We start from the raw sequence: 1638 nt of genomic DNA on the forward strand, positions 1-1638 counted from the left end.
GCACATAGTTCTTAAGCGCGGGGTTGTTGAAGATGTCGCCGAGGTTTCGGGCGCCGTTGATGCTGGTGAGTTGGGCCTGAAGCCGCGTGATCTGCTGCACCTGGTTGTTGATCTTGGTGATGTCGTTCATCACCTGCTGGACCGTCTGCACCAGGTTGGCGACATCGATCACCGGGATGCCCTGTGCGGATGAGGTCACCGCGCTCGCGGCGAGGGCGAGGGTTGTGGCGAGTTTCAGGAAGGCATGCATGAGACTGCTCCTTTGCAGTGGGCGTTCACGAGCGACCGCGCATCGCGGCGAGCTTGTAGGCTGCGGTTCTGACGGCGCCATACCCGCGGCGCGCGAGGCTCATCGAGCCTGCCCCGGCGGCAGCCGTGGCCCGGCCAGCCATGAAGGGGATGCCGACACCGGCGCGCACGGTGCCGCCCTGCGCGTTCGCGGCTGAGGCATGGGGCACGCTGCTTCGTGCCCTCAGGCTTGAGACCATCAGCACGTTCTGGATCATCTGCACGCCTTGTTGGACCGCGGCGCCGCCCGTGAGCGCGGAAGCCAGGCTCGGTGCTTGGAAGCAAACGATCGCCATCAGGATCATCACGATGCAGTACTTCAGGGACTCGGCAACGACATTGAAGGTCGGGCCCTGGAAGCCGCCCTGGTCCTGGATGGCTTTGACCAGTGCTGCTCCCATCGACGCGCTGAGCCCCAGCGCGAAGAAGGCGAACCAGGCCAGCACCACGGAGTTCAGCAGCATGGACAGCCAGCTGTCGAAGAACTTCGCCGTAGGCCGCCAGGCCAGGCTGAGGATGAACAGCGGCCCGACGCCGATGGTGAACGTCAGGAAGACCTTGGACAGCGCGACGACGAACAGCGCCAGGCACAGGAAGATGACGTTGCCGAAGGAGGTCACGACTGCCGCGAAGACGAGGTCGAGCCGCGTGATGCCTGCATCCTTCAGCAGGTCGAGCACCAGCTGGCTGGCGTTGTCGTTGAACGCGTCCAGGATGGCGTAGGGGCTGGTGATCGTTGCTGGGTTCGCCGATGCGGGCAGGAAGGTCGTCGCCACACCGGTGGCAAGAGCGTTGGCGGTGTCGGCCACGTTGCTGATGTAGAAGCCGGACTGCAGGGCGAAGGCAAGCACCAGGCCGATCTTGAAGACCTTCCACATGAAGGCCGGCAGCGTCTCGGAGACCTCGTTCCGTAGGACGGCCCAGCCGTACAGGGCGATCCACAGGGTCATCGACGTCAACGCGATCGGCGCGATCGTCGTCATCAGCGCCGAGACGACGCCGATGACGTACGTGTTCAGCACGCTATCGAATTGAGCACCGACCCAGGTGAACATGGCAACGTCACCGCTTCATTGAACTGAGGCGACCGGCGGGAGCGCCTTGGTGCTCACGCAGCCGCTTCCCTCGTCCGGGCGCGGGCACTGAACCCATTGGCCCTTGACGCGGATCACCCAGAGCCGTGCCCGCTTCACGGTGCCGTATGTCGACGCCCGGCAGGTACCCGGTCGGGCGTAGAACTCCGTGCACTCCTGCAATCCCTCGGTGGTCTCGACCATCAGCAAGGAACCTGACCAGCAGCCGGCGTTGTCTGCCCTGCAAGGCGGCCCGAGCTTCATGGTGGGCAGGGGA

Annotated in this window: 3 protein-coding genes; all 3 read right to left on the minus strand. The window is 64.6% G+C overall.

Annotated features, from left to right (window positions below):
* Positions 1-250 (minus strand): type IV secretion system protein (locus tag ACXJKR_RS31845; protein ID WP_457326255.1); only part of this gene is annotated, 250 nt, incomplete at its 3' end.
* Positions 251-275: 25 nt separating this feature from the next.
* On the minus strand, positions 276-1343 hold the full coding sequence (locus ACXJKR_RS31850; RefSeq protein WP_457326256.1) for a type IV secretion system protein: 1068 nt from the start codon (positions 1341-1343) through the stop codon (positions 276-278).
* Between the two features lie 15 nt (positions 1344-1358).
* Positions 1359-1638 (minus strand): hypothetical protein (locus tag ACXJKR_RS31855; protein ID WP_457326257.1); only part of this gene is annotated, 280 nt, incomplete at its 5' end.

The organism is Roseateles sp. P5_E11 (assembly GCF_054049355.1).